Annotated in this window: 24 protein-coding genes; 12 read left to right on the top strand and 12 right to left on the bottom strand. The window is 71.0% G+C overall.

Translation table 11 applies throughout. From position 1 onward, the window contains the following. Nucleotides 1-97 precede the first annotated feature (97 nt). The 4 genes from CHC09_RS46700 to CHC09_RS33565 form a co-directional block, all read right to left on the bottom strand. Nucleotides 98-247 carry a YciI family protein gene (locus CHC09_RS46700; protein WP_179277391.1) on the bottom strand — a complete coding sequence of 50 codons (150 nt, stop codon included), beginning with the start codon at nt 245-247 and terminating at the stop codon, nt 98-100. A gap of 156 nt (nt 248-403) precedes the next feature. Then, nucleotides 404-814, bottom strand: a complete 411-nt coding sequence (locus CHC09_RS33560; RefSeq protein ID WP_089297289.1) for a hypothetical protein — start codon at nt 812-814, stop codon at nt 404-406. Beyond that, nucleotides 811-999: a hypothetical protein gene (locus CHC09_RS45620; protein WP_143232747.1), complete on the bottom strand. Its 189-nt coding sequence runs from the start codon at nt 997-999 to the stop codon at nt 811-813. The genes CHC09_RS33560 and CHC09_RS45620 overlap by 4 nt, the downstream gene beginning before the upstream one ends. Nucleotides 1000-1109: 110 nt before the next feature. Continuing rightward, nucleotides 1110-1691 (bottom strand): TetR/AcrR family transcriptional regulator, encoded by a 582-nt coding sequence (locus CHC09_RS33565; RefSeq protein WP_089297290.1) that lies wholly within the window; start codon nt 1689-1691, stop codon nt 1110-1112. 66 nt (nt 1692-1757) lie between these two features. Here CHC09_RS33565 and CHC09_RS33570 point away from each other — a divergent pair, with 66 nt between their 5' ends. The 3 genes from CHC09_RS33570 (at nt 1758) to CHC09_RS33580 (ending at nt 5041) form a co-directional block, all read left to right on the top strand. Further along, nucleotides 1758-2771 carry a glycoside hydrolase family 113 protein gene (locus CHC09_RS33570; protein ID WP_089297291.1) on the top strand — a complete coding sequence of 338 codons (1014 nt, stop codon included), beginning with the start codon at nt 1758-1760 and terminating at the stop codon, nt 2769-2771. 274 nt (nt 2772-3045) lie between these two features. Continuing rightward, the gene (locus tag CHC09_RS33575) at nt 3046-3777 is read left to right on the top strand and encodes a hypothetical protein (protein WP_089297292.1); all 732 of its coding nucleotides are present in this window, start codon (nt 3046-3048) and stop codon (nt 3775-3777) included. Nucleotides 3778-3781: 4 nt separating this feature from the next. Next, complete coding sequence (locus tag CHC09_RS33580) at nt 3782-5041, top strand: FAD-dependent monooxygenase (RefSeq protein WP_089297293.1); 1260 nt, start codon at nt 3782-3784, stop codon at nt 5039-5041. Here CHC09_RS33580 and CHC09_RS33585 read toward each other — a convergent pair. Both CHC09_RS33585 and CHC09_RS45625 read right to left on the bottom strand, forming a co-directional pair. Further along, complete coding sequence (locus tag CHC09_RS33585; protein WP_089297294.1) at nt 5031-5309, bottom strand: hypothetical protein; 279 nt, start codon at nt 5307-5309, stop codon at nt 5031-5033. The genes CHC09_RS33580 and CHC09_RS33585 overlap by 11 nt on opposite strands. Nucleotides 5310-5321: 12 nt before the next feature. Beyond that, the gene (locus CHC09_RS45625) at nt 5322-5513 is read right to left on the bottom strand and encodes a hypothetical protein (protein WP_143232748.1); all 192 of its coding nucleotides are present in this window, start codon (nt 5511-5513) and stop codon (nt 5322-5324) included. Between the two features lie 169 nt (nt 5514-5682). Between CHC09_RS45625 and CHC09_RS33590 the strand changes: the two genes are divergently transcribed. Beyond that, entirely contained in the window at nt 5683-6441 is a 759-nt protein-coding gene (locus CHC09_RS33590) for a GH25 family lysozyme (RefSeq protein ID WP_089297295.1), read from the top strand. Between the two features lie 50 nt (nt 6442-6491). Here the strand turns inward: CHC09_RS33590 and CHC09_RS33595 are convergent, their stop codons facing one another. Next, on the bottom strand, nt 6492-7595 hold the full coding sequence (locus CHC09_RS33595) for a hypothetical protein (RefSeq protein WP_239138633.1): 1104 nt from the start codon (nt 7593-7595) through the stop codon (nt 6492-6494). 91 nt (nt 7596-7686) lie between these two features. Then, the gene (locus tag CHC09_RS33600) at nt 7687-8289 is read right to left on the bottom strand and encodes a TetR/AcrR family transcriptional regulator (RefSeq protein WP_239138634.1); all 603 of its coding nucleotides are present in this window, start codon (nt 8287-8289) and stop codon (nt 7687-7689) included. Between the two features lie 115 nt (nt 8290-8404). On the opposite strand from CHC09_RS33600, the gene CHC09_RS33605 reads away from it, so the two are divergent. Then, nucleotides 8405-9577 carry a macrolide family glycosyltransferase gene (locus tag CHC09_RS33605; protein WP_089297298.1) on the top strand — a complete coding sequence of 391 codons (1173 nt, stop codon included), beginning with the start codon at nt 8405-8407 and terminating at the stop codon, nt 9575-9577. Between the two features lie 58 nt (nt 9578-9635). Here the strand turns inward: CHC09_RS33605 and CHC09_RS33610 are convergent, their stop codons facing one another. Then, entirely contained in the window at nt 9636-13166 is a 3531-nt protein-coding gene (locus CHC09_RS33610; protein WP_089297299.1) for a LamG-like jellyroll fold domain-containing protein, read from the bottom strand. A gap of 136 nt (nt 13167-13302) precedes the next feature. Here CHC09_RS33610 and CHC09_RS33615 point away from each other — a divergent pair, with 136 nt between their 5' ends. Then, nucleotides 13303-14328: a LacI family DNA-binding transcriptional regulator gene (locus CHC09_RS33615; RefSeq protein WP_239138635.1), complete on the top strand. Its 1026-nt coding sequence runs from the start codon at nt 13303-13305 to the stop codon at nt 14326-14328. 42 nt (nt 14329-14370) lie between these two features. Further along, a complete protein-coding gene (locus CHC09_RS33620; RefSeq protein ID WP_089297301.1) occupies nt 14371-15063 on the top strand; it encodes a 2-phosphosulfolactate phosphatase in 693 nt (230 codons plus the stop codon). A 141-nt stretch (nt 15064-15204) separates the two neighbouring features. On the opposite strand, the gene CHC09_RS33625 is transcribed toward CHC09_RS33620, so the two are convergent. Genes CHC09_RS33625 through CHC09_RS33635 form a run of 3 tightly spaced genes read right to left on the bottom strand, consistent with a single transcriptional unit; the run spans nt 15205 to nt 17538 of the window. Beyond that, a complete protein-coding gene (locus tag CHC09_RS33625) occupies nt 15205-15780 on the bottom strand; it encodes a P-loop NTPase family protein (RefSeq protein ID WP_203833290.1) in 576 nt (191 codons plus the stop codon). Between the two features lie 40 nt (nt 15781-15820). Next, on the bottom strand, nt 15821-16297 hold the full coding sequence (locus CHC09_RS33630; protein ID WP_089297302.1) for a universal stress protein: 477 nt from the start codon (nt 16295-16297) through the stop codon (nt 15821-15823). Further along, complete coding sequence (locus CHC09_RS33635; RefSeq protein WP_089297303.1) at nt 16294-17538, bottom strand: ArsB/NhaD family transporter; 1245 nt, start codon at nt 17536-17538, stop codon at nt 16294-16296. The genes CHC09_RS33630 and CHC09_RS33635 overlap by 4 nt, the downstream gene beginning before the upstream one ends. Nucleotides 17539-17599: 61 nt before the next feature. On the opposite strand from CHC09_RS33635, the gene CHC09_RS33640 reads away from it, so the two are divergent. The 5 genes from CHC09_RS33640 to CHC09_RS33660 all read left to right on the top strand — a co-directional run bounded on the left by CHC09_RS33640 (nt 17600) and on the right by CHC09_RS33660 (nt 23118). Beyond that, nucleotides 17600-18523, top strand: a complete 924-nt coding sequence (locus tag CHC09_RS33640) for an LLM class F420-dependent oxidoreductase (protein WP_089297304.1) — start codon at nt 17600-17602, stop codon at nt 18521-18523. A gap of 130 nt (nt 18524-18653) precedes the next feature. Next, nucleotides 18654-19658 carry a cation diffusion facilitator family transporter gene (locus tag CHC09_RS33645; protein WP_089297305.1) on the top strand — a complete coding sequence of 335 codons (1005 nt, stop codon included), beginning with the start codon at nt 18654-18656 and terminating at the stop codon, nt 19656-19658. A 95-nt stretch (nt 19659-19753) separates the two neighbouring features. Next, complete coding sequence (locus CHC09_RS33650) at nt 19754-21211, top strand: GGDEF domain-containing protein (protein ID WP_089297399.1); 1458 nt, start codon at nt 19754-19756, stop codon at nt 21209-21211. Between the two features lie 45 nt (nt 21212-21256). Then, nucleotides 21257-21826 carry a GNAT family N-acetyltransferase gene (locus CHC09_RS33655; RefSeq protein WP_089297306.1) on the top strand — a complete coding sequence of 190 codons (570 nt, stop codon included), beginning with the start codon at nt 21257-21259 and terminating at the stop codon, nt 21824-21826. Between the two features lie 137 nt (nt 21827-21963). Continuing rightward, nucleotides 21964-23118 (top strand): monooxygenase, encoded by a 1155-nt coding sequence (locus tag CHC09_RS33660; RefSeq protein WP_089297307.1) that lies wholly within the window; start codon nt 21964-21966, stop codon nt 23116-23118. Nucleotides 23119-23155 lie beyond the last annotated feature (37 nt).

The raw sequence follows: 23155 nt of genomic DNA on the forward strand, positions 1-23155 counted from the left end.
TGCTAGACCATCAATTCTCACGAAGATGTCGCAACCGAAATGTCCGGCGACATGCTCGTGAGAAATTGACATCTTCAGTAACAAGACTGCCTCGATATCAACGAGACAGGACACCGGAGTCGTCGGCGAGCGGCCCCGCCATCCGCACGGTGCCGGCCTCGTGCAGGGCGGTGAGCAGCTCCCGGTGCGCCGGCCGGGCGGCGAGCCGCTCAGGATCTTCGGTGAAGGTCAGCTCCACGATCCACATGCCCGCATGCTATTCCGCAGACCCGCTGACCCAGACAACCGCCCACGGCCGCGCTCGCCTCGACCCGGCAGACCGTCCAATATCGCCGAGCCGAGGCGGGCGGACCCTTTCCGGTCAGAACAATTTTCCGGTACGACGCAAAGCGCGCGTCGGCCCTCAATCGAGGATGGCGAGCACCACGTTGTGGCCGCCGTAGTTCTCCGGGATCGCGGTGACGATCGCGCCGTTCATCGCGAAAGCCTCACGCAGGACCTGCCCTACCATCGGCGGCCCGGTCAGCACCCGATGCATCGGATGGTTCTCCAGCCGGGACCGCGCCAGGTCCCCCGCCTCGACCGACGCATGTCCACTGAGCGGCAACTCGAAGACCCGGTGGGCGAGAAAGTGATCCCACATCGACGTGGTCGCCTTGAGAACCACCTGCGCCTCAAGGACGGCGCCTGCCGGAGCCGCCACGCTGAACTGGCCGAGATCCGAGTCTTTCAGGATCTTCATCAGGTCGGGATGCCCGTGAAAGAGCTGGACCAGCGCGGATGCGTCGAGGATCCGGGGAGGCTCCAGAGTCATGCGGCCTCGCTCTCGCGCCGGGCAACCCATTCCCTCACCCGTCGGTCGGTGTCGGCTTTCTTCGCCTGGTAGCGCGCCTCGTCTTCGACGGTCCACGGCTTCGGAGGGGGTAGACCGAGGAAAGCGCACCAGCTTTCAGCGAACTCCCGGGTCCGGATGATTTCTTCAGGGGTGTCGTCTGACATGTTGACGAGCGTACAGTCCTGACTTGAACAAAGGAAGTCGTACGCCTAGATGTCATGCGACCAGTCCCGGTCAGCTTCCCGGAAGCACTCGACCCCCGGCCGATGCCGTGTCAGCCGCGGCCACGCACCAGGGGCAGGAACACCTCGTCCACGATCTCGATCAGCACCTCATCGGGCACCGAGGGGACGCCGCGCATCGCGTACTCGGCGCGCAGCAGCATCATCGGCGTGGTCGCCACCCGATGGTGCGCGGCGGCCGGCGGCGCCTCACCCCGGGCCACGGCCCGTTCGATCATCGTGAGCCAGGCACGGTCCATGGTGTCCGCGCCGGACCCCTCACGCATGAGGGTGAGCAGCTCCGGATCGTCGACAGCGGCGGCGAGCAGGCCGCGCAGGACCGCTCCGTGCGGCGAGGACCAGGTCTGGTTCGCCTGTCGCAGCATCTCGAGAGCGTCGCCGCGCAGCGCGCCGGTGTCCGGGTCCGGCATCACGGCGTCGGTCAGGTGGCGGTACGCCGCGACACCCAGTGCCGCCCGGTGCGGCCACCGGCGGTAGATGGCGTTCTTGTTGGTCCCGGCCCGGGCGGCGACCCGGTCCATGGTCATCCCCGGGTAGCCGGACTCGCGCAGCTCTTCCGCCGCCGCCCGCAGGATGGCCCACTCGAGTTCCGCACCCCGGCGCCTCGTGCTCACCGTTGCAGGGTACTGGACGTACCCTATAAGGTACGCCGCGTACCTTACGAGCGAGGAGATTCCCCGATGCGCGTGTTCGGCATGAACTACGACACCGGATTCGTGAGCGCCGGTTCCACCACCCACGAGCCGTTCGACCCCGCGACCGTGCGGCGCGACCTGCGCGTCATCCGCGACGAGCTGCACTGCGACGCGGTGCGAATCACCGGCGGGGTCCAGGACCGGCTCGAGCTGACCGCGCGGTTCGCCGCCGAGGCCGGGCTCGAGGTGTGGTACTGCCCGTTCACCAACGGCCTCGACCGCGACGCCCTCATGGCGTTCGTCCTCGACGGTGCCGAGCGCGCCGAGCGGCTGCGGCGCGACGGGGCCTCGGTCGTCTACCTCACCGGTTCCGAGATCTCCATGTTCACCGACGGCTTCCTGCCCGGCCGCGACCTGGCCGAGCGCCTGACCCTGTTCACCGATCCGATGCGGATGCGGGAGGCGATCCCGGCCGCTCGCGCCGCGGTACGCGACTTCCTCGCCGAGGCGGTGCCCGCGGTACGGGAACGCTTCGGCGGACCGATCGGCTACGCCTCGATCCCGCTGGAGGATGTCGACTGGGCCCTGTTCGACATCATCGCCAGCGACGCCGGCTACCGCGACGCGACCAGCGCCGCGACGTTCCCGCAAACCCTGGCGGCCGCCGTGGGCCAGGGCAGACCGTACGCCGCGACCGAATTCGGCTGCTGCACCTTCCGCGGCGCGGCCGACGTCGCGGGCGGGGCGGAGCCGGTGACGTACGACGATCACGGTCACGCCGCCGAGCTGACCGCGACGCTGGAGCGCGACGAGCAGGGCCAGGCCCGCTACATCGTCGACCTGCTGCGCGACTACGAGGCCGGCGGCGTGGAGGCGGCGTTCGTCTACACCTTCGCGAACCGGCACCTACCCACCACCGACGACCCGGAGCACGACTTCGACCTGGCCGCGCGCGGCATCGTGCGAGTGCTGCCGGACGGCTCGTGGACGCCCAAGGCCGCCTTCCACGCCCTCGCCGAGTACGGTCGCACACGCGCGCTGAGCCGCTCCACGACCTGAGCCCCGCCTTTCGTCGAGCGCCGGCACGACATCGCGGCGGCCGCGGACACCGGACCATGGCCGTTGACATGATCGATTAGCGCCCTTAAGTTCACGCTTTAGGTGGGCATTTCCCCGCGCTGCACCGATGTCGTCGGGATCGGCCTCGACGGCGCCGAGTTCGCCGAACGACACGACGGTTCGTCGTATCGGGAACCCTGGGCGAGGGACGCGCGTCCTACCGGTTCCAGAAGCGACCGCTGGACGGCGGGACACTGACGAACGGGGCCAGGACATGAGAAGACCCATCGCGAGGATCGTGATCGTGGTGGCGCTGGGGATCACCACGGGATGCGGCACCTCCACCCCACCTGCCACGCGCGCCGACCAGGCCGCCTCGCCGAGCCCTGTGCCAGTGGCCGCCGAGGTGGTGGACGTCGTCTGCTCCCCGGCCGGCACCAGGGTCTCGGCGACCCGGTTCGCAGCCCAGCGCGACGGCGTGCACCTTCGCGTCCAGAACACGTCCGGGAAGTCCGGTGTCTACCTCAACTACAACCAGGACCAGCGGGCAGGGGTGAGCGGAGGCGATCCGGTGGATTCGGGGACCGTCCTGATTCTCGGTGCTGCTCCAGGGCGGATGGAGTTGAACTGCTCGTACGACACCGGGAGCAGCCAGGACGCCCCGGTGGCGATCGAGGTGCTGGACCCGGCCGGCGCATGGCACACGGGAGATCTCGCGGCTCTCGGCTGTTCCTCACCGCAAAGCTCTCTCATCGACTGGGTCTATCGGCCCGGGGACGGGAAGACCGCTGATACCGCGCTGGCCGCCCTGGCGGCCCAGTTCGAACAGCCGGTGACCTGGCGCCACGTCCGGGAGGGCTATGTGGACTCGGCAAGGCAAACCTACGTGGCGATGCGCAACGGCAAGCCATGGGCGACGGCCTCGGCTGACCGTTCCTCCTCAGGCCAAACGGTCAGCGCCTACCTCGGATCACTTTGCTCAGGCACCAAGACGCCACACTCGTAAGACGATGTCGACCATGATGATCGCCGGCGGGGGGATCGGCGGGCTCGCGGCCGCGCTCGCCGTGGTCCGAGCCGGGTACCGGGCTGTGGTCCTGGAGCGGCAGCCGGAGTTCGGCGAGCTCGGAGCCGGTATCCAGTTGGGCCCGAACGCGTTCCGGGCCCTCGAGCAACTGGGAGTGACCCATTCGGTTGCCGAGCGGGCCGTCTTCGTCGACCGGCTCCGGCTCATGGACGCCCTGACCGGCCACCTCATCGCCGGGCTCGAGGTGGGAACGACCTTCCGGAAGCGGTACGGCCACCCCTATGCGGTGGCGCACCGTGGTCATCTGCATCGCGCACTGCTCGAAGCCTGCCGGTCCAGCGACGCGGTCGACCTGTGCTCCGACAACGGGGTCGAGCGGTACGACCAGGACGACGACGGTGTGACCGTGACGCTCACGGACGGCAGGCGGCTCCGCGGCGTGGGCCTGATCGGCGCGGACGGGTTGCACTCCGCTGTACGCGGGCAACTCGTCGGGGACGGCCCGCCGAGAGTCTCCGGCCACACGACCTACCGCGCGGTGATCCCCGCCGCCCGGATGCCCGAGGACCTGCGCGGGCACGCCGTCACACTGTGGGCGGCCCCCGGCTGCCACGTCGTGCACTATCCCATCGCCGGATCCACCCTGGTCAACCTGGTGCTGACCCGGGACACCGGGGCGGATCAGCCCGTCGCCGGCCGCCCCGTCGAGCCGGCCGAGATGGCCGCCAACTTCGGGCACCTCCACCCCTCCCCGCGCCGCCTGATCACCCTCGCCCAGGATTGGAAGGCCTGGGTCCTGTGCGACCGGGACCCGAGCGACCGATGGCAGGACGGTCGAGTCGTCCTGCTGGGCGACGCCGCCCACCCGATGCTGCAGTACGCGGCGCAGGGCGCCTGCCAGGCGCTGGAGGATGCGGTCTGCCTGGGCGACGCTCTTGCCGAGCAGGCTCCGATCCCAGCTTTCGCCCACTACACCGCGCGGCGGAGTGCACACACCCGGCGTGTGCAACAGACCTCGCGCTACCTCGGCCGCGAGATCTACCACCCCTCCGGCCCAGCCGCTGACAAGCGCGACGCGATGCTCGCCGCCTGGACGGAACACGACCTGCTGGACCGGCTCGACTGGCTGTACGCGTCCCCGCCGGCAGCACGCCCCGGTCTGCCCGACCCATGGTCGGGGACGCGGCAAACTCTCGACGCCGCCCGCCACAACGGCCGCCCGCCCAGCGGGTCTACTCGATGACGGTCAGCAGCACGCTATGGCCACCGTAGTTCTCCGGTATGGCGGTGACGATCGCGCCGCTCATCGCAAACGCCTCACGCAGCACCTGTCCGACTATCGGTGGGCCGGTCAGCACCCGGTGCATCGGATAGTTCTCCAGCCGGGGCCGGGCCAGGTCACCCGCCTCGATCGAGGCGTGCCCGACGAGCGGAGGCTCAAGGACCCGGCCGGCCAGCAGGTGATCCCACGTCGACGTGGCGGCGTTCAGGACAATCTGCGCTTCGAGCACTGAGGTTCCCGGTCATGCGGCCTCGCTGCCACGCCCGGCGAAGAACTCTGCCGCCCGGCGATTTCCGTCGTCGATCCAGGCTTGGAACCGCGACTCATCCTCTTCGGTCCACGGCTTGGGAGGGGGCAGGCCGAGAGAGGCGCACCACCATTCGGCGAACTCATTGTGCCGCTGAATGATGCCTACGGAGGTGTCGTATGACATGTTGACTAGCGTACATCCCTCTCAGCACAAGAAACGAGTCGCACAGCTAGTTGACTTACGACTAGGTCAGGCGCGACACACCCAAATCGATCAAGGGTGTTGCCACCCAAATGGCATTCATGTATAGAGATGGATCATTAATCCGCCCTCGCATCCCCCGAGAGGAACGATGACCACCTCCCCCGTTGCCCGGCGGTCGCTACCCCGACTCGCAGCCGGACTGCTCACCCTGGCGGCCACGATCACCGCCACCCTGCTGGTCTCCCCCTCGCCGGCCCAGGCCGCGACCACCGCCGGCATCGACGTGTCCCGTTACCAAGGTTCGATCAACTGGACGAGCGTACGTAACGCCGGCATCGAGTTCGCCTTCATCAAGGTCACCGAAGGCGTCAGCTTCAAGGATCCCAACTTCAACACGAATTACGTCGCCGCCTACAACGCCGGTGTCATCCGGGGCGCGTACCACTTCGCGCTGCCGGACCGCTCCACCGGCGCGGCCCAGGCCAACTACCTGGCGAGCAACGGCGGCGCCTGGTCCGCGGACAGCCGCACGCTGCCCGCCGCCCTGGACCTGGAAGCCAACCCGTACGGCACCTCGTGTTACGGCCTCAGCCAGGCCTCGATGCGCACCTGGATCTCGGACTTCCTCAGCACCTACCGCAGCCGCACCACCCGGTACGCGGTCATTTACACCACGACCAGCTGGTGGACGAGCTGCACCGGGAACTGGAGCGGCCCGTGGGCCAACCATCCGCTGTGGATCGCCCGGTGGGCCAGCGCGCCGGGCACCCTGCCGGCCGGAGCCCCGTACCACAGCTTCTGGCAGTACACGTCGAGCGGCTCGGTCGCCGGCATCAGTGGTGCCGTTGACCGCAACTACTTCAACGGTGACCGCAGCAGGCTGATCGCTCTCGCGAACAACACCTGACGGTTCACGGCGGCCCGGCACCCCCTCGAGGGCGCCGGGCCGCCGCGGAGTCACCCCGCCGGATCAGCGAAGGCGCGAAGGTTCAGCCGCGCTGCCACGTTCTCGGCGAACCAGGCGGCGAAGTCACCGTTCAGGTCGAGGCCCGCACGGACCGCATCGCACCAGTCAGGCTGCTGGAGCGCCGCCAGGTACTGCCGCACGATGCGATCCCGCTGCTCGACCGTGCATCCGGATCGTTGCGGCGGCTTGGCCGTCAGATGGTCGGCGATGACCGCGGCATCGAGGTACCGGGCCACCGTCGGCGCCTGCCGACCGAGGTGATCAGCGTGCGTGGCCAGGACGATGGGTGCCGGCGGGTAGTGCTCGAGGGTCGTGCTCATGCCACCGCAGTCGGCCATGGCTTTCAGGAGCCGGCCCGTGTGGTCGATCAGATCGTCGTCCACATCGGCGCCGGTGATCGCTTCGTGCAGGTGGGCCGCGGTGGCGACCTTGCCGGCGAAGTAGCCGTCGAGGAAGTCGCCGTCGCAGGCGTGCCGCAGCAGCCAGGCCCGGGAGTTGCCGGCACCGAAGCGGCACAGCGCCTCGACGACGTAGACCCGGCCCCAGCCGGAGACCCGCTCGGCGAGCCACAGCAGCGCTTCCGAACCGCCGCGGTGGCGGCGTTGCAGCGCCTCCGCGGCCAGCGCCCCGAACGAGTTCGACAGCAGGCCGATGGTTCGGATCAGCGGGATGTCGCCTTCGGTCCGGTCGGTGGCCAGCAGTGCCAGCCCCACCGTGACGACATCTCGGTCCGTGCCGTGCCGTACCAGCCAGTGGCCGGCCTGCCGCACCCGCCGCCGATCCGCGCGCAGCGCCGCGGCCTCGATGTGTTCGTTGCGATGGATCGGGACGAAGACGCCCTGCAGCGCGCCGGCGAGTTCGCTCGGTGGTGCGTCGGGTCGGCTGAGGTGCCGGTCGAGAATGGCGGCGACGTCGGCCCCGACGAGACGAGGATCGATCTCCGGCCGGGTCCGCGAGCGGTAGCGCTCGTCGTCCGGGTACGGCTCGCCGTCGCGCGGCAGAACAGCGTCAGGATCCCGCTGGTGCAGACGCAGGGCGTGGTCGAACAGGGTGATCTGGGGTCCGAGCAGCCCAGGCTCGGTCGTCACGCTCACCGGCGGACGGAGGGCTCGATTCTATTGATCATGGTCGTGATGATGCCACCCGCGTCAAATGCCTTCGCGCTGGGGCGTGGTCTCCCGTGCCTCAGGGCGCCGCCTCGAGCCGGCTCCGCCCCGGGGCCATCGCGGCCATGGCGAGGTCGACGAGGTCGTCCGCGTACGCCTCGGTGAGCGGCCCGTTGCGCAGCAGCCAGCGGTGATAGATCGGCCCGAAGAGCAGTTCGACCGCCAGGTCGAGGTCCACGCTCTCGTGGACCTGCCCAGCCCGCCGGCCCGCCCGCAGCCGCTCCCGCACGGCGCTGAGCTGGGGTCGCAGAAGCTGATCGCGGACCTGCTCGGCGAGGTCGTCGTCGGCGAGCGTTTCGATCGTGATCGCTCGGGTGGTGGCCGACAGTCTGGGATCGGCGAACTCGGCGACGGTGGCACGAAGGACCGTGCGCAGGTCGGCCCGCAGGTCGCCGGTGTCGGGCAGAGCCATGTCGCCGGGCTCTCCGGCGGAGTCCACGAGGGCCTCCAGGATGACCATCCCCTTGCTGCGCCACCAGCGGTAGATCGTCTGCTTGCCGACGCCGGCGCGGGCCGCGATCGCCTCGATGGTCAGGTCGGGATAGCTCGTCTCGGAGAGAAGCTCCAGGGCCGCGGCGAGGATCGCCCGGCGGGAACGCTCGTTGCGGCGGGGTGCGGTCACGGGGCCGACCCTACAGCAACCGAGACGAGACGGATCGTCTCGCGTCATGCTACGGTTCCGACTGCCATAGCGAGACGGACCGTCTCGTCTCGCACCGCCCCGGAGAGGAACCCGCATGCCGCACATCGCCATGGTCAGCATCCCCGCCCACGGACACGTCAACCCGAGCCTGGAGATCGTGCGTACCCTCGTGGCCCGCGGCCATCGCGTCACCTACGCCAACGCGGCCTCCTTCGCCGGCACGATCCGCGAGACCGGAGCCGAACTGAAGCCGTACGAGTCGACGCTGCCCAGCACCGACCAGGACTGGACCGGGGATCAGATCGACCACCTGACCCGCTTTCTCGACGACGCGATCGCGATGCTTCCCCAACTGCGGGCCGCGTACGCCGACGACCGCCCCGACCTGTTCCTCTACGACATCGCCGGAGCACCGGCGCGCATCCTCGCCGAGCAATGGGGCATCCCGGCCGTCCAGCTCTCCTCCACCTTCGTCGCGTGGGACGGCTACGAACAGGACATGGCCGCCGCCATCGAGGGCCTCCGCGCTGATCCGCGCGGCGCCGACTACTACCGGCGGTTCTCCGCGTGGCTCTCCGCCAGCGGATCGTCGAGCACCGACAGCATCGCGTTCCAGGGCCGGCCGGACCGCTGCCTGGCCCTCATCCCCCGCGCGCTGCAACCGCAGGCCGACCGGGTGGACCCGGGCGTCTACGACTTCGTCGGCCCGATCCTCGGCGCCCGGTCGGCGCAGGGCGACTGGCAAAGGCCGGCCACCGCCGAGAAAGTGCTGCTCGTGTCGCTGGGATCCACCTTCACCCAGCATCCCGACTTCTACCGGCGCTGCATCGCCGCCTTCGGCGCGCTGCCGGCCTGGCACACCGTCCTGCAGATCGGAAGCAAGGTCGATCCCGCCGAGCTGGGCGCCGTGCCCGGCAACGTCGAGGTGCACCCGTGGGTGCCACAACTGGCGATCCTGAAGCAGGCGGACGCGTTCCTCACCCACGCCGGCATGGGTGGAAGCAGCGAGGGCCTCTACTGCGGTGTGCCGATGATCGCCGCTCCGCAGGCCGCCGACCAGTTCGCCAACGCCGAGCAGCTGGCCGCCCTCGGGGTCGGCCGGGTCGTCGACTCGGCGACCGTCACCGCGGACGATCTGCGCGCCGCTCTGCTGGGGCTCACCACGGATCCGGCGGTGGCCGCCCGGAGCGCGGAGATCAAGCGGGAGCTGCGCGCGAACGGCGGTGCCGCCCGCGCCGCCGACCTCATCGAAGCCGTCCTTCGGTGACGATCCGATGGGCCGAGGCCGCAGCGGCCCGGCATTTCAGCGCCGGGCCGCCTCGCGGTCAGCGGGACAGGGCTTTCGAGTACGGGGTGACCGTCACCCGGTCGAGGACCGGCGCGTACGCCGAGCGCAGCAGCACGCCCGGCCACGTCTGCGAGGCGTAGGTCGTACCGTCGAAATTGGGTAGTTCGGCGGACGAGAACGTGACCTCGTTGCCGCCGCGGCGCAGGGTGACCGGGACGGTCAGCTCCCAGAAGTTGTTGTCGTGGAAGCTGTGCGGGAAGAGCACCCGCCTGGCCGCGCCGCCGTTGATCGAGATGTCGGCGTGCCGGGCCAGCGGATCCGGGTTGTAGTGGGTCGCCTCGGCCTGTTCCGGGTTGGCATAGCGGATCCGCAGCGCGTACGTGCCGGCGCGAGCGGCCGGAACCGTGAAGGTGAGTGTGTTCGCCGGCCCGTTGCCGACGCCGGTGACCGCGGCGCCGCCGGCGGCCAGTGACTTCGGCACCACCGCGGCGGTGCCGGTCCGGGCCGCCGACTCGGCTTCCAGGACGATCGACGGCAGGTGCGCGGACGGTCGTACGGTCAATCGGTCGAGGGTCGTGCCGTTGATCTTCGCGGTGACGACGATCTTGTTGAGGCCGCCGGAGAGCGAGACGGCGGCCTTTGCCGGTACGGCGATGCCGTTCACCGTCACCGACGCCGCCCCGGAGCGGATCCCGGCGTCGAGGGTCGATTCCGCGTCCGCTTTCGAGTACACCCAGAACGTCGCCGTGCCGCCGCGCCGCAGCGAGATCCGGTCGGCGACCGGGGTGGCGAGGGTGAGTTCCGCCCGCGCCGCCGGATAGTGGGCGTTGGCCGCCGCCGGGTTCGGCAGCGACAGGGTGATCCGGTCCAGGATCGCATCGCCCTTGGTGGCCTTCGTGCCGTCGAGGCTCTTCGCGGCCAGGGAGATCGTGTGCCGGCCCGCGCTGAGCGTGACCTTCGTGTCGGTGTGGTCCCAGACCACCCACTTGTAGCCGAGCGGCAGGAACAGTTCCTGCTCCGCGGCGCCGTCGACGCGCAGGAACACGTTCGTCGGGCCCTGCTCCCGGACCAGGTTGTAGGTGTTGAGCGAGTTGGCGAAGACGCTCAGGTCGTAGGTGCCGTCCGCCGGGACGTCCACGGTGAAGTCGAGCACCCCGTCGCTGCCGGTCCGCAGTCCGCCGACGTCGTAGCCGCCCGAGGTGTAGAACTTCGACACGTCCGAGGTCGACCCCTCGGGGCCGTTCCGGCTGTAGCCGCCGCCCGTGTAGGTGGCGTTCTCGGCCTCGTAGGACCCGCTCCAGGTGGTCGGCACGGCGCCGGACTGCTGCCGGGCCGGGCCCGCCGAGAGGATGATCTCGTACGCCGAGGAGTCCGCGAGTCGCGGCAGCGTGGTCCCGTCGAACTCCACGGCGACGGCGTCGTCGCGTACCCGCAGATCCGTCTCGGCCAGCAGCCGCGGCTGCGCCGAGTCGCCCACCTGGCCGGTCCAGGGGATCTCCCGGACCGTAGCGTGCACCGTCGCGCCGAAGACGGCGGCCGGCACGTTGTCGAACCGGATGTACCCGGCGCTGGTCGCCCCGCCGATGATCGCCCGGGCCTGCTTCCGATGCCGGTCGAGGGTGGCGACGCCCTGCAGCGTGTAGTTGCGTCCCGGGTACGGCGGGGTGACCTGGACGGTGTCCCCGGTCATGCCGCCGTAAGCGTTGAAGAGCCACCACTGCCCGTTGCCGCGGTTGGCCTGCACCGCGGAGTCGGAGATGTTGCCGTCGATGTTCCAGTACGCGATGTCCGCGTCGACCTTGGATTCCTCGATCGCGGAGATCCACTGGATCATCTGCCCGGGTACGGAGGTGTGGTAGTTGAACGCGTACTCGTTGATGTTGATCGGCAGTTCCCGGCCGAGGATCGCGGCCTCCCACTCGCGGTACAGGGCGACGTCCTGCCGCACCTTCTCCGGGTGGCTCAGCTCGTGCCAGGTCATCACGTCGGGAACGGTGCCGGCCGCCCGCGTGTGCCGCAGGAAGTCCTGGATCTGGGTGTAGAGCACGCTGGTGTTGGGCCCGGCGATCCGCGCCGCGGGCATCTTCCCCTTGATCAGGCGGTAGGCGGCGTCCCAGGCGGCGAAGTAGTCGTCCGGGTCGCTGAGCCAGCTCACGCCGTTGTAGCTCCACTCGCCGGTGCCGAACATGTTGCCCTCGGGCTCGTTGAACGGCACGAACACGACGTGCCGCTGGTATCGCGGTTCGAGGGTCAGCACCTGGTCGACCTGTTCGCCGATCTTCCGCTGGTACGTCGCCAGTTTCTCCGCGGGCGTGCTGCCCGGCCACTGGTAGGGGAAGCCGCGGTGGATGTCGGTCATGTAGATGTAGACGTCGCCGCCGGTGCTGTCGGCCAGCGGCTTGACCACCTCGAGGGCGTCCGCGCCGGGGTGCTGCGGCCCGTCCTGCGCCTTGGTCGAGACGGTGCGCAGGTGCATGCCCTCGATCAGGTTGCCGGTCGGGACCCCGTCGCCGTACAGCCCGTAGAGCGAGCCGGCGGCGCCGCCGTGGAACGGGCCGGTGGACTTCGCCAGGTCGATGGTCATCTCGCCCTCGCGGAGGACGGTCACGGTGGCGGTCACCGCCCGGCCGGCCGCGGTGCCGCTCACCGTGAACGTTCCGCGCTGGGCGTACCGGGACGGGTCGACGGCGGCCCAGGCGACCGGGACGTCGCGGGCATACCCGTCGGAGAACGTTCCGCGGACGGTGGCCGGCAGGGCGGGCGCCACGCCGATCGTCGTCCGTACCTCGAAATCGGTCTGCGCCAGCCCCTCCAGCGTGGGCAGGGCACCGCCGTGGACGGTCGCGACCTGCTCGGCGGTGAGCGCGCTCGCGTAGACGCGGAAGTCGTCGACCGCCCCGCCGAAGAGCGGGTCGGCGTAGAACGACTTCCCGAGGTAGCCGGAGATCCCGGTCGCGGTGTCGAGCAGGTCGGCGGCGCTGACCGTGGTCGCGGCCGAGGAGACCGCGACACCGTCCAGGTAGGTGGTGATCCGGTCGGCCGTGGTGTCGAGCGTGACGGTGAGCGTCTTCCAGACCCCGGCCGGCAGCGCCGACGCGCCGGTGACCTGTGCCTCCGCGCCGCCGTAGTTCGAGGTCACCGCGGTGCGCAGCAGCCCGTCACCGTTGTAGGGCGTGCTGAACAGGTAGCGGCTGGTGTCCTTGCCGAGCGCGTAGATCCACTGCCAGGGCGCGGTGACACCGTCCCAGTTGACCCGTACGGAAACGGTCAGGTCGGTGCGGCCGGCGAGCACGCCGCGCGGGACCGTGACGTAGGCGCCGGCCGAGTTCGTGGCCCCGCCGGGCAGTCGCAGCGCGCCGTCGGTCAGCGTCGCGGTGCCGCCGTTGACCAGGGTGCCGTCGAGTCCGTGGCCGGACGTGTCGGTGATGACGCCGCTCAGGTCGTCGTGGTCGAAGTCGTAGACGACCACCGGGCCGGGCAGGTCGTCGGCGGCCGCGGCGGGGACCGCGGGCAGGGCCGTGAGCAGCCCGGCGGCGGCGATCGCGGCGAGTAGCCGGGAGGGTCTCATCAGTGCTCGTCTCCGTTGGGGCGTACGGAAAGTTTTTGCCGTTGGGGGACAGCGGTTTCCGCCAGGTTACGAGGGACGTTCACGGTGGTCAATGGAGGCGGTTGAGGAAAAGGGTTTCCGCCGGTAGCGTGTGCTCGTGCCAGGGAAAACCTCAGGCCGGGCCGGCATCGCCGACGTGGCCCGCCTCGCCGGCGTCTCCATCGGGACCGCCTCCAAGGCGCTGAACGATCGCGGACAGCTGCGCGAGGAGACCCGCGCCCGCGTCCAGGCCGCCGCCGAGCAGCTCGGCTTCATCCCGAGCTCCGTCGCGACCAGCCTGCTCACCGGCCGCACGTTCACCGTCGGCCTGATCATGACCGACCACCACGGCCGGTTCAGCCTGCCGGTCCTGCACGGCGCGGAGGACGCGCTCGGCTGGGCGGAGACCCTCGCGTTCGTCTGCGACACCCGCGACGACCCGATCCGCGAGCAGCACTACGTGCGCAGCCTGCTCGGCCGCCGGGTCGACGGAATCATCGTGGCCGGCCGGCGCGCCGAGGCACGCCCGCCGCTGATCACCCGGGCGCCCGTGCCGGTCGTCTACGCCTTCGCCCGCTCCGCGGACGAGGGCGACTGCAGCGTGGTCACCGACGAGGAGGGTGGCGCGGTCCTCGCCATCGAGCACCTGGTACGCACCGGCCGGCGCCGGATCGCCCACGTCACCGGCCCGCACGGCCACGCGTCCGCGATCGCCCGGGTCGCCGGGGTGTCCCGCGCGCTGCGAGCGGCCGGCCTCGAACCGGTCGGCGACCCGTGGTACGGCGGCTGGAGCGAGGTGTGGGGCCGCTTCGCCGCCGCCGCGCTCACCCGCGAGCACCCGGACGTGGACGCGGTGTTCTGCGGCAGCGACACGATCGCCCGCGGCGTCGCCGACGGTCTGCGCGAATCCGGCCGCCGGGTCCCGGAAGACGTCGCCCTGGTCGGCGTCGACAACTGGGCCCCGATCGCCGAGGAGTGCCGCCCACCCCTGACCAGCGTCGACCTGAACCTGCGCGAGGTGGGCCGGCAGGCCGGCCGGCTGCTGCTGCAGGCGATCGAGAACGGTCACACCCCCGGCGTCCACTCCGTCGATTGCCAGCTGGTCGTCCGCTCCTCCTCCGCACCCGCCTCCGGCCGGACCTGACCGGGCGCTCCCGGCGGCCCGGGATACGAGATCATCTCTCGGATGAACACTCGCTTTGCCGGCATCGCCGAGATGACCGAGGTTCCGGCGGTCGCTGTCGTCATCGATGTCATGCGCGCCTTCACGGTGACCGCCTGGGCCTTCGCCCAGGGCGCGGAGAAGATCGTGCTCGCCGGATCGCTGGAGGAGGCCCTCGACCTCAAGGCCGCCCACCCGGACTGGATCACCCTCAAGGACGGTTCACCGGCACCCGGGTTCGACCTGGTCAACTCGCCGGGCCTGCTGAGCTCGATCGACCTCACCGGACGGACGGTCGTGCAGAAGACGACCAACGGGACGGTCGGCGTCCACGCGGCCAGGGGCGCCTCGCTGCTGCTGTGCGCCAGCTTCGCGGTCGCGGGAGCGACAGCCGAACTGCTGCGGGCGTACGGCGAGGACGTCACGTTCGTGGTCACCGGCGGCCACGGACGCGCCGACGAGGACCTGGCGTGCGCTGAGTACATCGCCGGCCGGGTCGTCGACCCGGGCACGGAGGTAGCCGGCTTCCTGCGCCGTGCCGCCGAGTCCCAGGCCGCCGCCGACCTGAAGGACGGGGTGCTGCGCGGCCATCCCGGGATCCACGTCGACGACGTCGCACTCTGCCTGGAAGCCGACCGGTTCCCGTTCGCCATGGTGGCGAACCCGGAGGACGCGCTCATGGTCCTGCGCCCGCGCCCGATCGATACGCCCGGCTGACGGGAGCCTCAGGGCACTACGCCGGCCCTGTTCACGGACTCGGCCACCCACCGGTGTGCTGATCCTGCTGGCGCTGGGCGTCTGGTGGACGATCGCCCGCCTCTCATCCGGCCCCCGCCGCCGCGACTGACTCAATTTCGGTCAGCGATCGCGCTCGCCGAGGTTGCGGCTGACCCAGCGGGAAAGTTGGCGGCGGCCTCGCAGCCGGACCACCACGACGTCGTGTCCTCGTCGCTCCAGCAGCGCCGCCACCCGCTCTCCCGGGCCGCCCTGCGTACGCCACGCCCAGCGCAGCACATGGTCACGATCGGTGAACACGGTCCAGAGCGGAGGCTCGATGTTGCCGTTCCACAGTCGCTCGCGCCAAAGGCGTCGCCCGAGCGTGCGCCCGAGGACCTGGCGCATCACCAGGGAGCGGGGATGATCCAGCCAGAGCACACAGTCCGCCCTGCTCTGCAGGATGTCACCGAGCTTCGAGGTGTACTGCCACTCGGTGACCCAGCCCGGCTGCTCGACGAACGCCTCGACCTCGGCGACGAAGGTCGGACGCGGCTGCCAGTCCGGCCCGTGGTGCAGGGCGTCGAGCTCGACCCTCGGCAACTGCCAGCTCTCGGCGACGAGGGTGGCCAGAGTCGTCTTGCCCGCACCGGAGGTTCCCGCGACCAGCACCCGCCTGGGCCGGCCGGGCAGCATGTCGTTCCACGTCAGCAGCGGCACCGCGACAGCTTAGGCAGACAGGTGGACGCACTCCCCCGGGTCAGGGCGGTGGCGCGATGGTGTCGAGCGCGGGCGGCCGGTCGGGCCAGACCAGCAGGACCGGGCAAGGCGCGTGATCGACGACGAAGCGGGTGGGTGGGGCGAGGCTGTGCGGTCCCAGCCTGCTGTGGTCGCCGTCGCGGACCACGACGAGCAGGTCCACGTCCGCAGCGGCCGCGGTCACCTGCCGGTCGGCGCGCCCGCGCAGCCGCAGCGGCCGGGCGGGGCGGCCCAGCCGCGTCAGGGCCGCGTCCAGCAACGCCCGTTCGGCTTCCTCGACCGCGGGGTCGATCGCCTCGCCACCGCCGGCGGGGGCTCGGCCGCGGCCGAGCAGACCGGCGCGGGCGGCGGCGACACCGGCGGCGAGCGCGGGGTCGGCGACGTGCGCCAGGACGATCTCGGCGTCGGCCGGGACGGACCGGACGGCGTCCACGCCCGCCCGCCAGGTGCCCTCGGCCAGCCATACCAGAATCTTCATGACATCCCTGAGGTTGTCAGCACCAGCCACAGCGTCGCAACCCCGGCGAGCAGGGACGCCGGCACGGTAGCCACCCCGAGGCGGAGGAACTCGGCGGTGTCCGGCGCCGCGTCACGCCGGTGCAGGATCTGGCGCCACAGCAGGGTGGCCAGCGATCCGAAGAAGGTCAGGTTCGGGCCCACGTTCACACCGATGAGCACGGCGAACACCAGCCCGGGATGGTGACCGACCGCGGGCACCAGCACCAGGGTGGCCGGCAGGTTGTTGATCAGGTTCGCCAGGATCGCGGCGAGGCCGGCGGCCGCCAGCAACCCGGCGAAGGTCGCCCGGTCCGGGGCCAGCAGGGTCACGATCTGGTCCAGGCCGTGGCGGCGCACCGCGAGCACGACGACGGCCAGGGCGAACACGAACGCGCAGAACGCCGGGTTCGCTTCGCGCAGCATCCGGGCGGCGGCCCGGCCCGGGGTCCGGCGCAGCCGGGGCAGGGCGAGCAGCACGGCACCGGCGGCGGCGACCCAGGCCGGGTGTACCCCGACGGGTTCGGCCGCCGCGAACCCGGCGACCGTCACCGCCAGCACGACCAGGGCGTATCGGGGCGCCGGGACGGGCTCGACCGGCGCCGGCTCGGCCGCGACGGCCAGGTCGGTGGCGAAGAAGAGCCGGAACACCAGATACTCCACAGCGATCACCGCCAGCCAGGGCAGCGCCATCAGCCCGGCGAACGCGGCGAACCCGACCCCGGTGGCGGCGAACGCGAGCAGGTTGGTCAGGTTCGACACCGGCAACAGCAGCGAGGCGGAGTTCGCCAGGTGCGTACAGGCGTACACGTGCGGCCGGGCCCGCGCGCCGACCCGTGACGCCGCCGCGAACACCACCGGGGTCAGCAGCACCACGGTCGCGTCCAGGCTCAGCACCGCCGTGACGGCGGACGCCACCGCGAACACCGCCACCAGCAGCCGGCCGGGGCGACCGGCACCGGCCCGGGCGGCCACCGCCGCGGCGTAGCGGAACACCCCGTGCTCGTCGGCCAGGTGCGCCAGCACCAGCACCACCGCCAGGAACGCGACCGTCGGCGCCAGCCCCACCAGTTCCCGCCACGCCACCGGGACCGGCACCAGCCCGGCGGCCACCGCCACCACGGCGGCCGGCACCGCGGCCACGGCCTCCGGCAATCCCCCCGGGCGGGCCACCGCGAACCCGAGCACCCCGAGCAGCAGCACCAGCGAGAACACCATCCCCATCCGAGGAACCCTACAAACAGTTGATCTTCCGAATTCGGCCGCCTGTGGTGAACTGTGGCGCATGCGTGACTTTCGATTCTCCTGCAACGTGTTCGGGGTCGAGACACATGAGGCGTTCATCGACCGGTGCCGGCTGGTCGAGCGCCTCGGGTACGACACCCTCTTCGCCCCCGACCACGTCGGCGCGCCGGCGCCGTTCCCGGTTCTGGTCGCCGCCGCGAACGCCACCGAGCGGCTCCGTGTCGGCACCCTGGTGCTCAACGCGGCCTTCTGGAATCCCGCCCTGCTGGCGCGGGACATCGCCACGACGGACATCCTCACCGGCGGACGTCTCGAGGTCGGGCTCGGCGCCGGCTACATGAAATCCGAGTTCGACGCGGCCGGGGTCGCCTGGGAACCGTTCGGGACGCGCGTGGACCGGATGGCGGAGACCATCCAGGTGCTGGAGCACTGGTTCCGGACCGGTGACCAGGCCGGGCTTCCGGGTGGCCGGGCGCCGCAGCCGGTGCAACGGCACGGCTTCCACCACAGCGGGCCACCGCTGATCGTCGGCGGCAACGGTGACCGGGTCCTGAAGCTGGCGGCCGAGCAGGCCGACATCGTCGCCGTCACCGGGATTTACCAGGTCAAGGGCGAGAAACCCGGCACGTCCCGCCTCGGGACCGCCGCCGAGGCCGAGGAACGGGTCCGGTTCGTCCAGAAGCAGGCCGGTGCGCGGGCGGACGAGATCGAATGGAACATCCTGGTGCAGAGGGTGGTGCAGACCACGGACCGCCGCGCCGCCGCGGAGAGCCTCGCCGCGCAGTTCACGTTCGACATGGCCGTCGACGAGGTGCTGGAGACACCGTTCCTGCTCATCGGGACCGTCGACGAGATGGCCGAACAGGTGCTCCGCAACCGCGAACGCTTCGGCTTCAGCTACTACACCGTCCACGATCCGCACCTCGAAGCGTTCGCGCCGGTCATCGAGGCCCTCCGCCCCTGACTTCACGTCTACTGTCACCCGAAGGAAGTTTCTGCAGGTCACTGGCGTATGCAACGTTGTCGCACGCGCGTCCGAGCACATAGTTTGGGCGTGCTGGCAGGCGGCGACGAGGCATCGGGGGAAAGCACGGATGGAGCATCACCACGAGCACGCCCGATGGCGCCGGGTCCGGCACCTGCTGACGCCGCATTCGCACCATGGCGCCGACAAGGTCGATGCCGTCCTCGAGTCGTCCCGGGCCGGGATGCGGGCACTGTGGATCTCGCTGTTCGTGCTCGGCGGCATGGCCCTCGTCCAGGCCGTCATCGTCTACCTCTCCGGCTCCGTGGCCCTGCTCGGCGACGCGCTGCACAACGTCGCCGACACGCTCACCGCCGTACCGCTGGCAATCGCGTTCCGGCTCGGCCGCCGCGCCGCGACCCGGGCGTACACCTATGGTTTCGGCCGCGCCGAGGACCTGGCCGGGGTCGTCGTCGTGCTGGTGATCGCCGCGTCGGCGGCGACCTCCGCGGTCCTGGCGGGGCAACGTCTCCTCGAACCGCGGCCGATCACCCACCTGCCCTGGGTCTTCGCCGCCGGGCTGGTCGGCTTCGCCGGCAACGAGTTGGTTGCCCGCTATCGGATCGCGGTCGGTCGCCGGATCGGCTCGGCCGCGCTGGTCGCGGACGGCCTGCACGCCCGCACCGACGGCTTCGCCTCCCTCGCGGTCGTGCCGGCGGCGGGTGGGGCTGCACTGGGCTGGGGCTGGGCCGACCCGGTGGTCGGGCTGGGCATCACCGTGGCGATCTGTCTCGTCCTCAAGGACGCCGCCCGCGAGGTGTGCCGCCGGCTGATGGACCGCGTCGACCCGGAGATCGTCGACCGGGCGGAGCGGGAGTTGCGGTTGATCCCCGGCGTCCGCGACGTCACCACCCTGCGGATGCGCTGGGTCGGGCACCGCCTGCACGCCGAGGCCGCCGTCGTCGTCGACGCGCACCTGAGCCTGATCGCCGCGCACGAGATCGCCGCCGACGCCGAGCGTCAGCTCACCCTTCACGTGCCGCGGCTGACCGAGGCGTCCGTGCACGCCGCCCCGCAGACCCATCCGGGCGTCGGGCACCACCTGCGGATCTCGCACGCCAGGATGGCCCGCTGAAGCTGTCGGTGCCTGCACTCCAGCCGCAACCCGGAACGACTCAGGCGTAGCCGGTGTGTACCGATCGCTCCGGTATGCGGCTGTGGTGGACCTGGGTGACGTCGGGAGCGCTGTTGTGCCTGATCGTCACGTTCCTGCCCACCGACTCCTTGCCGACCAGCGTCATCTACTACTCGATCGGCGTCGCGACGGTCGTCGCCACGGTCGCCGGGGTACGCCGTCAGCGACCGGCCGATCCGTGGTCCTGGTACGTCTTCGCGATCGGCATCAGCTGCTTCGTCGCCGGTGACGTGCTGTTCGAGGTGACCGGATGGTTCCTCGGCGAGCGCCCGTACCCGTACTGGAACGATGCGCTCTATTTCCTGGGGTATCCCTTCCTCTGGGCGGGCCTGCTGCTCGTGGCCCGCCGGCGCGGCGGTGCCCGGGACTCCGCCGGTCTGATCGACTCGGCGATCATCGGCACCGCGGCCGGCCTGGTCGATTGGGTTTTCCTGATCATCCCGGTCCTGGGTGAGAGCGGCACGCCGTTGCTCGAGCGGCTGGTCAGCGCCGGCTATCCGGTGTGCGACGTCCTGATGCTGGCAGTCGTGGCCCGCATGCTCACCCGCTCGCGTGGGCGCACGCCGAGTGTGCTGATGCTGGCCGCGGGCAGCACGCTCACGCTGGTCTGCGACGTGTTGTGGACCCTCTCGATGAGCTCCGGCGGTCAGGTCGCCAGCGTCATCAACGGCGGTTTCCTGCTCGGGTACGTGTGCTGGGCCGCCGCGGCGCTGCATCCGTCGATGCGCTGGGAGTCCGCCGGCGACGAGCCGGTGAGCGACCGCTTCGGCCGAGGCCGGTTGATCGTGCTGGCCTGCGCCACCCTGTTGGTGCCGGCGGTGTTGTTCCTGCAGGGCCTGCGGCACGAGCCGATCGCCTGGGCCTCGGTGGGTATCGGCGCGGTGGTGATCTTCCTGCTGGTGCTGACCCGCATGTACGGCTTCGTCGGCCAGTTGCAGAAGCAGGCGGCGCAGTTGGAGGACCTCGCCATGCACGACCCGCTCACCGGCCTGGCCAACCGCCGCCAGTTCGAGCGGCGGCTCGCCGACACGACGGAGGGCGGCTGTCCTCAGGTGTGCGTGCTGGACCTCAACGGCTTCAAGGCGGTCAACGACCGGCTCGGGCACGCGGCCGGCGACCGGCTGCTGGTCGTCATCGCCGAGCGGCTCGCCGCAGAGTTGCGCGAGACCGACGCGGTGTTCCGGATGGGCGGCGACGAATTCGCCATCCTGCTGCCCGGGGCCACCGTCGCGGAGGGCGACGCCATCGTGACCCGCCTGTCCCGGGCGCTGCGCCGGCCCGCCGTGGTCGGTGGCGAGCGGCTACCGATCGGGGGAAGCATCGGTATCGCCGACGCCACCGGCACCGACGACCCGTTCGAGGTGCTGCGCCGCGCCGACGTCGCCATGTACGCCGCGAAGGCGGCCGACGGCACGTACCGCAGGTACACAGCCGATCTGGAGCACCGGTCCGGCGGCGAACTTCGCGATCGGGTCGTCGCCGGACAGCACTGAACGCCGCCCGGGACCCTCGGCGGCGCTTCGATAGAGTCCGGAGCCGTGACAGCACCGGAGATCGCCCTGGCCACGCCGGCCGACCGTACGAAAATCGTCTCGGCCCTGGTCGCCACGTTCGACAAGGACCCGGTCCTGCGCTGGCTCTTCCCCGACGACGAAAGCTACCCGGAGTACGCCGGCCTGTTCTTCGGCCATCTCTTCGACAAGCGGGTCGGGCGCGGGGCGGTCTGGATCGCCGAGGGCGGCAACGCGGTGGCGATCTGGGAGCCGCCCGCCGACGGCACCGTCGCGCCCGCCGACGGCTTCGAGCAGCGGTTCCCGGCCGACGTCGCGGACCGGCTCCGCACGTATGACGAGGCCCTGCACCGGCTGCTGCCCGAGCAGCCGTACTGGTATCTCGGGGTGCTCGGCACCCACCCGGACCACCACGGCCGCCGCCTGGGCCACGCGGTGATGGCCGAGGGCCTGAGGCGGGCCGCCGAGGCCGGGCTGCCCGCGATCCTGGAGACCGCCACCGAGGGCAACGTCGCCATGTACCGGCGGGCCGGCTGGGAGGTCGTCGCCTCGACCGACGAGCCGCTGCCCGTCTGGGTGCTGCGTCAGCAGCGGTAGAGCAGCCGGCGGCTGCCCGGTTTGCCCCTTTGTCACCGCCGACCCCTGCGGGCCGCGTTCCGGGTCATCCCGGATGCGTCGACGGGCGATTCATCGGGATGATTCCCGAAAGTCCGGCTCAACGGGAAGGCCCTGAGATGCGAATCCCGCGCTACGCCGCCGCGCTCGCCGCCACCATGCTGCTCGTCACGGCCTGCGGCACCGCCACCCCCGCCGCCGCGCCGGCCACCAGCTCCGCCCCGCATGCCGGGCATTCGGTCGGCTCGGCACCACCACCGGCCGCGCTGCGCACCGGGGAGCGCTTCGTCGACCTCGCGCTCCCCCAGGCGTACACCCCGCAGGCTCCGAACGGCGGCACCGACGACTACCGCTGCTTCCTCGTCGACCCCGGCCTGACCGAGAACACCTACCTGACCGGCAGCCGCTTCCTGCCGCAGAACGCGGCGCTCGTGCACCACGCGATCTTCTACCGGCTCGATCCGGGGCAGGCCACCGAGGCCGCCGCCGTCGACGCGAAGACCCCCGGCGAGGGCTGGACCTGCTTCGGCGACGCCGGCGTGCAGGGGCAGACCGCCTGGGTGGCGCACTGGGCTCCGGGGGCCGGCGAGACGCTGATGCCCGCCGGTTTCGGCTTCGACATGCCGCCCGGCAGCAAGCTCGTCATGCAGGTGCACTACAACCTGCTCGAGACCGGCTCGGCGGGCCAGACCGACCAGTCCGGCATCCAGCTGCGGGTGGCCGGGGCCAAGACACCGCTGAAGGCCCTGTCGACCGACCTGTTCCCCGCCCCGATCGAGCTGCCCTGCGCGTCCGGCGAGTCCGGCCCGCTCTGCGACCGGGCCGCCGCGATCGCCGACGTCGGCAGCCGCTTCGGCGTGGAGGCCGGCCAGCAGGAGGAGCACCTGGTGCAGGGGTGCAGCGGTGGAAAGGTGACCGCCGGCGACACCCAGCACTGCGACCAGCCGATCGAGCAGGCCGGCACGATCTACATGGCGGCCGGCCACATGCACCTGCTGGGCCGCGCCATCAAAATCGAACTGAACCCGGGCAAGCCCGGTGCGCGGACCATCCTGGACCTCCCCCGGTACAACTTCGACGACCAGGCCCTGGTCCCGCTCGCCAAGCCGATCCCGGTCAAGGCCGGCGACACGGTCCGGGTCACCTGCACCCACGACGCCAAACTGCGAAAGCTGCTGCCGCAGCTGCAGAAACTACCGCCGCGGTACGTCGTCTGGGGCGAGGGCACCAGTGACGAGATGTGCCTCGGCATCCTGGTGACCGCACCGGCCTGAGCCTTATGACGGGTGCCCGCCGCAGCATCGCGGTGGG

This window comes from Actinoplanes regularis (assembly GCF_900188005.1).
In the GTDB taxonomy this organism is placed as follows: Bacteria; Actinomycetota; Actinomycetes; order Mycobacteriales; family Micromonosporaceae; genus Actinoplanes; species Actinoplanes regularis.